Source organism: Pseudomonas sp., from assembly GCF_030690725.1.
GTDB lineage: Bacteria > Pseudomonadota > Gammaproteobacteria > Pseudomonadales > Pseudomonadaceae > Aquipseudomonas.
This window is the reverse complement of sequence record NZ_JAUYGD010000016.1, coordinates 1-8,479: the sequence shown is the minus strand read 5'-3', so window position 1 is coordinate 8,479 and position 8,479 is coordinate 1. Positions and strand designations below refer to the sequence as shown.

The following is an 8,479-nucleotide window of genomic DNA, read 5'->3' as shown; positions in this document are numbered from 1 at the left end:
GCCTATCACAGTCGCCTGAAGAGCTGGATGACTCGTTTTCACGGTGTCGCCACCCGCTACCTCCCGAACTGTCTGGGCTGGCGCCGCATGCTTGAGCGCTATCAACAGCGTATTCAGCCAGCTCACTGTATCCAGGAGGCGGTTGGACGCACCATGCAACACGCTATTGGGACATAGCCTTTTTATTGGGGTTAGTCGGCGCAACGCGCCGGCCGGCCTACTCCGTACGGAAACGCACCACCAGTTGCTTCAGCTCACTGCTCAGGCCGCTTTGTTCCTGGGCGTAGCTTTCCACCTCGGAGGCCTGCACCGATATCTGCGTCACCGCGTCGTTGATGGCGACGATGTTCTGGTTGATTTCCTCGGTCACCAGGTGCTGTTCCTCAGTCGCGGTGGCGATCTGCATGGTCATGTCGCGGATCATCTGCACCTTGCCTTCAATGCTTTCGAAGGCGGCCATAACCTCATCGGACAGCACGATGGCCTTGCCCGACTCGACCAGGCTTTGGTCCATGCTCACCGTCACTTCCTTGATGCGGTTGACCAGCAGATTGAGGATATTGTTGATCTGCTCGGTGGAGTCCTGGGTACGTTTGGCCAGGTTGCGTACTTCATCGGCCACCACCGCAAAACCGCGCCCCTGCTCGCCCGCACGGGCGGCTTCGATGGCGGCGTTCAAGGCCAGCAGGTTGGTCTGTTCGGCGATTTGCTGAATGGTCGAGAGGATATTGTTGATATTGACCGTTTCCTTCTCCAGCTCCTGAAGCACCTTACTGGAGTTCTGGATGCTGGCGCCGAGCTTGTTGACCCCGGACGTGCTGCGGGCGATTACCTCTTTGCCATTGCGCGTGGCCACCAGGCCCTGCTCCGACACATCGGCGGTCTGCACGCAGGTCTTGGCCACCTCATTGGCCGCCGAGGACATCTCGGTCACGGCCGTGACAATCTGCTCCACCGAACTCAACTGACGCTGTAGCGTGGCCGACATCGCCGTGGTGCGCTTGTTGGTATCGCTGGAAACCCCATCCATGCTGATGGCGTTCTCCTTGATCACCTTGATCATGCCCTGGATCGACTCGATAAACTGATTGAACCACTTGGCCAGCTCGCCGGTTTCGTCCTTGCTGAGCAGGTCCAGGCGGCGGGTCAGGTCACCTTCACCCTGGGCGATGGTGCGCAGCCCGTCTTTCACCAGATTGATCGGATTGACGATACGGTTGGCAATAATCACCCCAGCCGCGCCGAATACCAGCACCAGCACCACGCAGACAATCAGGGTGATCCAGGTCAGCTCACGGGCGCTCGCGTAGATCTCGTCCGCCTGCTTGAAGCCGACAAACTTCCAGCCCAGCTCAGGCGAGGTGTAGACGTTGGCCATATACGCCACCCCGTCGATCTCCACCTCGACCAGACCGTTCTCGGTCTTGCCGATGATTGCAAAGTGCTCGCCGGGCAGCTCACTGACCTTCTTGAAGTTGTTGTCCGGCTGCAGACCATCCACCAGCAAGGTGCCACTGCCCTCGGCCAGCATCAGAAAACCGGTTTCGCCAAAGCGCACCTTCTGCGCCATATCGGTGAGCGCCTTGAGCGACACATCCACCGCGACCACCCCGGCGAACTGCCCGGCGTTGTCCTTGAAGCCCTTGAGCACCGAAACATACACCGCGTCATCCGGCTCCCAGTAATAACCGTCGCGGCGGCCCAGGGTGAAGTTGGCGTCACGACCAATCGGGTACCACTCGCGCGTGCGCGGGTCCCAGTCACCGTAATCCCCGGTGCCCGGCCACTCGACATAGCCGCCCTTGGTATCGCTCATGTACACGTAGCCGAAGGTGGGGTTGTTCTTACCGATGCTGGAAAAGTAATCGAAAATCTGCTTCTCGCGCCCACCATTGGCGGTGGCCACCTCGCCCGGCTTGCGCGCCTCACCGAAATAGGTGGTCAGCTCACCGTTATCGGCATCCTTGACCGCGGGATATTCCGCCAGGGCCGAAACGGTGTAGCCCACCGAATCAAAGAAAGTGGCGAAGCTGTTGTTCACCAGCTTCATATCCAGGCTGCTGGATACCAGGAAGTTCTCTTTGGCCTGCTGCGTGACATTGCGAATCGTCAGCAGCGCCACCACCAGAACGGGAATCAGGGTTGCAACCAGAAAGCTCACCAACAGTTTGGATTTGATACGCATGGGACATCGCCTTCTAGCTGGCCAGTAATACGCTCTATCGGCGCTTGTTGAGGATAGTTAAGGCTTATGACAGCGCCAGCGCTGGCCTCACCACGACAACGCTGCAGAGCAAAAGCGACTGGCGCGGTAAATCGGCGGCTGGTTGGACCGCAGGTATTCCGCCGCAGCAGCGGTAACGCGGATTAAGCGTTTCGCCCTTACGGCGAGTCACTTGATTCGCTGCGCTCACCCTTCGGGCCAGCCTTCGGCTGTTACTGCGCTTCGCTCCGTGTCTATTTACTCGCGCAGAAAGTAACCAAAGAGAAAGCACACCCGGCATACGGGTCTGGCTGCGCCAGACTTCCCTCGCTCCGGCACTGTTCCGAGGGTCGTCACGAAGGGCCATCCCTGGCCCATCGTTCCTCGTTTGGCATCCATGCCAAACGCCCCTCTCCACAGCACCTCCACTCTGCCTCCTGACGGGATTCGGGGACCGCGTTGTTTGGGCGATTGGTGGATGGCAGAGCAAAAAGCCAAAGCAAGAACCAAAGCTGTGCTCCTCAAGAATTCTCACAGACGACGCCAAACGCCCCATCAGGAGGCCGAGTGGAATCGTTGTGGAAGGGAGCGAGCCGCATGGATGCGGCGAGAGGCGTAAAGGGCCAGGGACGGCCCTTGTACGCCGGCCCCTGGAACAATGATGGAGCGAGGGAACCCGACGAAGTCGGGCCGGATGCAAGGGGCAAGACCTCTTGGTTACTTCTGGGGCGTTTGCCAGAAGTGACCCGCCGTAAGGGCGGAACCATTACTAGCAACAACGCATAAGCGGCGGATACACACCGGCCCAAGACCAAAAGCCAATGCGCAAACTATGGCGCATTGCCATCAATTCGAAGTAATGTCGAGGCAACCTCATTCAAGGAAGAAGCATGGCCGCCAAATCCAGCCCACCTCGGCAGCAAAAGCACCTTGCCGTGCTGATCGACGCCGACAACGCCTCCGCCGCGATTGTCGAAGGCCTGTTCGAGGAAATCGCCAAATACGGCGTGGCCAGCGTCAAACGCATCTACGGCGACTGGACCCTACCCAATCTGGGCGGTTGGAAGAAGGTGCTGCTGGAACACTCGATTCAACCCATGCAGCAGTTCGCCTATACCACCGGCAAAAACGCCACCGACAGCTCACTGATCATCGACGCCATGGACCTGCTCTATACCCGGCGCTTTGATGGCTTCTGCCTGGTCTCCAGCGACAGCGACTTCACCCGCCTGGCCGCCCGCCTACGTGAAGAAGGGCTGGAAGTGATCGGCTTCGGCGAACAGAAGACACCTAAACCCTTCGTTTCCGCCTGCGACAAATTTATCTACACCGAACTGCTGCGCAACGACGCCGAACCCGCAGAGCCGGAAAGCACCAGCAACGGGGCATCAGCCGCTGCATCAACACCTGTCACCACAGCAGAGAGCAAACCAAGCGCGCCACTCGCACCGGCCAAGGTCAAACCGCAGAAAGTGCCAGTGGACTTTATTGCCAAGGTGATTGAAGACATTTCGGATGAGGATGGCTGGGTGCTTTTAGCTTCTCTGGGCGAAAACCTTCGTAAGTTGCGCTCGGACTTCGACTCACGTCTCTATGGTCACAAGAAGCTCAGCGACTTGATAAAAGCGCAGAACAGCCGCTTTGAATTGCAAGAGCGCGGAGTGACCGCTACTGGCGGGAAAGTACTTTACGCACGAACTCGCAAGCTAACCAAGTAGTCCGCAACAAAAAAGAATATTAGGGCTAAGGCCGGGACTGCCTGAATACTAACTAAATAATTGTGCACGAGGCAGAGCATGAGTGCGGCGTGTTACTGGAGCAATGATGAAATAAAGAGAATTTCGTGCCACGACCCACTGGCATGCGTGCGGATTTTCTCTTTACACAAACCCAAGAGAAAGTTACTGACTTTTAATTCGAGCAATCCACCCTAAAAACCATGCAACTAAAATCAATCTATTCATCACCAACTACAAAACCAAACCAAAAGGATCTCATATGCAGTACTTTTCTACCGACTTCCCTCTTAGATGCGGAATAAAAAAAGAAGAACTACTTGGAGAGTGTTTGAATTGGATCATAGACTCTCCTTACACATCCATCTCCCAAGAGGAGATACTCAGATTACCCGAGAAAAATGAATTCCAATTTAAAAAGGAAAAAGAGCTATTAGAGTACAATTCAGCACGCGATGTAAACTGCGAAGTCACCTCTTTACGCTATACAAAAACCGATCATCAATTTCACTGGATAACAACTATTAGCTTCCTCCTCATGGAGACCAGTAAAGAAGTCTGGGTTAATGTTAAGTCCACATGCGAATCAAAGGACACCTCAACCAACCTACCTACCATTAAAAAGCCAGTGATAATAATCCGCCTAATAGACAAATTTGGCGGCGGGATAGATGATGATTTATATGTAAATCATAACCCATTTATCCTTAGCGACGATGAAAGCGGGTATATACATGCCACTAATCTTATAACCGGCCAAAGTTCAAACCGACTACCCATAGTTTATGTCAGCTGCGGCTATAATGGGCGCCACGCTTTAATTCCTGAACGGATCGCTAGAAAACTATCAGGCCTTGCCCACGTCATCGTAGAACCATCCAGAAGCTTCTCAGTAAAAATTAGATCAAGATCATCGTCCAGAAATGTCTATGGCGGAGTCGTAGGCGTATATTGGCCAAACAACCAAGGAGTTACACTTCACAGGCATGATCGCCAATGGGGTTCAGTAAAAGATTTCGAAGAAGAAATATACTCTCAAATAAGCGGCATTTTATCCAAACGAATGCCATTAATGAAATGCACTTGGGACGCAGTTAAAGATATAAAAAATAGAGCAGCAATAGAAAGACTAAAAACAGAAGAAACAACAACAAATGAGCTGACAGAGCTATATGACAACGAAATAAATCAAAAAGAAGAAGAACTAGCAAAAATCCGCAGCGAAGTACTTAGGCTAGAATCCGTAGTACGTTCCCTACAAGCAAAAAACCCAGTACAAGGCGGAGTCACAATACAAGTTGGGGACGAAGACGATTATTTCCCCAATGAAATATACGAGATTGTTTTAGACGCCATAAAGGATTATTCCACCCGTGTAAAGGAAGGAAGCAGGCGACAACACATAATAATCTCGATACTCGAAAGCAACACGCCCGACCGAGCATCAGATGAAAAAGCAAAAATCATCAAGGAAGCTCTGCGCGGGTATAGGGAAATGAACCAAAAAGTCAGATTTGCACTTGAATCCTGCGGCTTTGAAATCGATGCAGATTCTCGACACTGGAAAATAACCTACCACGGTGACGAGCGCTACACATATGTCCTACCTAAGTCCGGGAGTGACAATAGAGGCGGACTAAATGCCGGCTCGGACATTTGCGGTTTAATTTATTAGCTACCGCAAAAAAATCTTAATTAATCCCTATCAAGAAGACTCTCAACGAGAGTCTTCTTTTTCAATGTATTTATTCTCCTGAACTAGATCGAAACCATATCCCTCTTAACAATAAACTTCCTCCCCTGATACTCCCGCGCCGCCTGATGAAACGCCCCCAGCAGCGCGTTGTAATCCGCCTTTTCCCAATAGCGATACTCGGGATGCCACTGCACCCCAACGGCAAACGCTTTGGCGCCAATCACGCTGACCGCCTCGATCTGCCCATCCTCGGCGACGGCCTCAACCTGTAAGCCCTCGCCCAGTCGATCAATCCCCTGACCGTGCAACGAGTTGACCTTGATCTGCCGCTCGCCGAACAGCGAGTGCAACACGCCACCCTCGGTCAGGGCTACGTTGTGCATCGGGCCGTAGGCCACATCGTCCGGTACGTCCTTCACCTCACGGTGATCAAGACGACCTTCAACTTCATGCACTTCACGGTGCAGGGTGCCGCCAAACAGCACGTTCATTTCCTGCATGCCACGGCAGATGCCGAGGAAGGGAATGCCGCGATCAATACAGGCGCGCAGCAGGCGCAGTACGGTTTCATCACGAGGCTTGTCGGCCAGGCCGAGACCAGGATGGTCGTCGCCGTAGAAGCTGGGGTGCACGTTGGAGAGTGAGCCGCCGAACATGATGCCGCTGACGTTATCCAGCACGGTGTCCATGTCCAGATCATCGCCAAAAGCCGGGATCATCAACGGGAAGGCACCGAAGCCGGTGACGGCGTGGATGTACTTCTCACCGACCAGGTGAAACCAGCCGATATCACGGCTGGTCAACTGCCAACGGCACAGGGGAAGGCCAATCATGGGTTTATTCATTGCAAGGAGTCCTCTTCATTAATAATTGAAGTGGGCTGCCCTTGGGAGAGCGGGCTTACGGGTCAGGAAACCCTGAACCCGCTCACCCAAGGGGTGCCGTAACCTGCGGTCACTGCACCAACGCCGCGCCCGCGCGGCTGGTTTGTTGCGTAAAGCGTGTTGCGTTGTTTGTGTAGGAGCGGCCCGTGGCCGCGATTCGGTGGTGACCTTGATCGCGGGCATGGCCCGCTCCTACGGAATAATTGCGCCTGCGGGTGATGCCTTGGCGATGGTCGCGAAAGCTCGCGGCTACGACTGCATGGATGCAGGAGGTAGAGCGAAGCAGGATGCCAGAGCCGAAAGCCCCTCCTACAGTCTTTGTCGCATCAAAAAAGGGGGCTGATCCTGCGATCAGCCCCCTTGGGTGTTACTTAGCCATTGCTCGGGAAGGCGAACTGAGCCGCTTCGTGCGAAGCGCGCTGCGGCCAGCGCTGGGTGATGGCTTTTTTGCGGGTGTAGAAGCGCACACCGTCCGGGCCGTAGGCGTGCAGGTCGCCGAACAGCGAGCGCTTCCAGCCGCCGAAGCTGTGGTAGCTGACCGGTACGGGCAGCGGTACGTTGACGCCGACCATGCCGACTTCGATTTCGTCGCAGAACAGGCGCGCGGCTTCACCATCACGGGTGAAGATGCAGGTGCCGTTGCCGTATTCGTGGTCGTTGATCAGCTGCATGGCCGCTTCCAGGCTGCCGACGCGGACGATGCACAGCACGGGGCCGAAGATTTCGTCGGTGTAGATGGTCATCTCAGGCGTGACTCTGTCAAAAAGCGTGCCGCCGACGAAATAACCATTCTCATGGCCGGCCACCACCAAATCGCGACCGTCGACCACCAGGCTTGCGCCCTGGGCCACGCCAGCATCGATATAGCCTTTTACCTTGTCACGCGCCGCGCCGGTAACCAGCGGGCCCATGTCCAGGCCGCAGGAGGTGCCGGCACCGATTTTCAGCGCCTTGATTTGCGGCACGATTTTCTCGACCAGGGCATCGGCGATCTGGTCGCCTACGCACACGGCCACGGAGATGGCCATGCAGCGCTCGCCGCAGGAACCGTAGGCCGCGCCCATCAGTGCGCTGACGGCGTTGTCCAGGTCTGCATCGGGCATCAGCACGGCGTGGTTCTTCGCGCCGCCCAGGGCCTGTACGCGCTTACCGCGCTTGGTGCCTTCGCTGTAGATGTACTCGGCAATCGGCGTGGAGCCGACAAAGCTCAGGGCTTTGACTTCCGGCGCTTCGATCAGCGCGTCTACCGCTTCTTTGTCGCCGTGCACCACGTTGAGCACGCCTTTCGGCAGACCGGCCTCGATCAGCAGTTGGGCGATATACAGGGTGGAGCTTGGGTCACGCTCGGACGGCTTCAAGATAAAGCAGTTGCCGCAGACGATGGCCAGCGGGTACATCCACAGCGGCACCATGGCCGGGAAGTTAAACGGGGTAATCCCTGCCACGACCCCTATAGGCTGCATATCGCTCCAGGCGTCGATATTCGGGCCGACGTTACGGCTGTACTCACCCTTGAGAATTTCCGGGGCGGCGCAGGCGAATTCGACGTTCTCGATGCCGCGCTTGAGTTCACCGGCGGCGTCTTCCAGGGTTTTGCCGTGCTCTTCGCTGATCAGCTTGGAGATGGTCGCTTCGTGCTGCTCAAGCAGCTGCTTGAAGCGGAACATCACCTGGGCGCGCTTGGCTGGCGGGGTGTTGCGCCAGGCCGGGAAAGCGCTCTTGGCCGAGTCGATGGCCAGTTGCATGGTGGCGCGGTCGGCCAGGGCAACTTTCTTGGTCGCTTCGCCGGTGGACGGGTTGAACACGTCAGCGCTGCGGCCGGTGCCGGCAGTCAGTTCGCCGTGGATCAGGTGGTTAACGATGGTCATAAAAACTCCATTAGCAAATTCTTTGAGACGGCCTTGGCCGCTAGGGCTACTCGGTCGTGGGAGGGGCTTTAGCCGCGACATTGCGTAGTCGC

At 55.8% G+C, this 8,479-nt stretch carries 5 protein-coding genes and 2 pseudogenes; 3 read left to right on the top strand and 4 right to left on the bottom strand.

Features of this window, described 5'->3' with window-relative positions; all coding sequences use genetic code 11:
• Nucleotides 1-177: pseudogene (locus Q8O69_RS03855) on the top strand (IS1595 family transposase); the annotation flags it as partial.
• Between the two features lie 40 nt (nt 178-217).
• Here the strand turns inward: Q8O69_RS03855 and Q8O69_RS22050 are convergent.
• Both Q8O69_RS22050 and Q8O69_RS22045 read right to left on the bottom strand, forming a co-directional pair.
• A complete protein-coding gene (locus Q8O69_RS22050; protein ID WP_370692729.1) occupies nt 218-988 on the bottom strand; it encodes a methyl-accepting chemotaxis protein in 771 nt (256 codons plus the stop codon).
• Nucleotides 989-1,078: 90 nt separating this feature from the next.
• Nucleotides 1,079-2,185, bottom strand: a pseudogene (locus tag Q8O69_RS22045) (cache and HAMP domain-containing protein); the annotation flags it as partial.
• Nucleotides 2,186-3,093: 908 nt separating this feature from the next.
• Between Q8O69_RS22045 and Q8O69_RS03845 the strand changes: the two are divergent.
• Together Q8O69_RS03845 and Q8O69_RS03840 are read left to right on the top strand one after the other, a co-directional pair.
• On the top strand, nt 3,094-3,921 hold the full coding sequence (locus Q8O69_RS03845; protein ID WP_305589710.1) for an NYN domain-containing protein: 828 nt from the start codon (nt 3,094-3,096) through the stop codon (nt 3,919-3,921).
• A 280-nt stretch (nt 3,922-4,201) separates the two neighbouring features.
• Entirely contained in the window at nt 4,202-5,614 is a 1,413-nt protein-coding gene (locus Q8O69_RS03840) for a hypothetical protein (protein ID WP_305589708.1), read from the top strand.
• An 83-nt stretch (nt 5,615-5,697) separates the two neighbouring features.
• On the opposite strand, the gene Q8O69_RS03835 is transcribed toward Q8O69_RS03840, so the two are convergent.
• Nucleotides 5,698-6,468, bottom strand: coding sequence for a gamma-glutamyl-gamma-aminobutyrate hydrolase family protein (locus Q8O69_RS03835; protein ID WP_305589706.1), 771 nt, complete (start codon nt 6,466-6,468; stop codon nt 5,698-5,700).
• A 422-nt stretch (nt 6,469-6,890) separates the two neighbouring features.
• Nucleotides 6,891-8,387 carry a CoA-acylating methylmalonate-semialdehyde dehydrogenase gene (locus Q8O69_RS03830; RefSeq protein ID WP_305589704.1) on the bottom strand — a complete coding sequence of 499 codons (1,497 nt, stop codon included), beginning with the start codon at nt 8,385-8,387 and terminating at the stop codon, nt 6,891-6,893.
• Between the last annotated feature and the right edge of the window lie 92 nt (nt 8,388-8,479).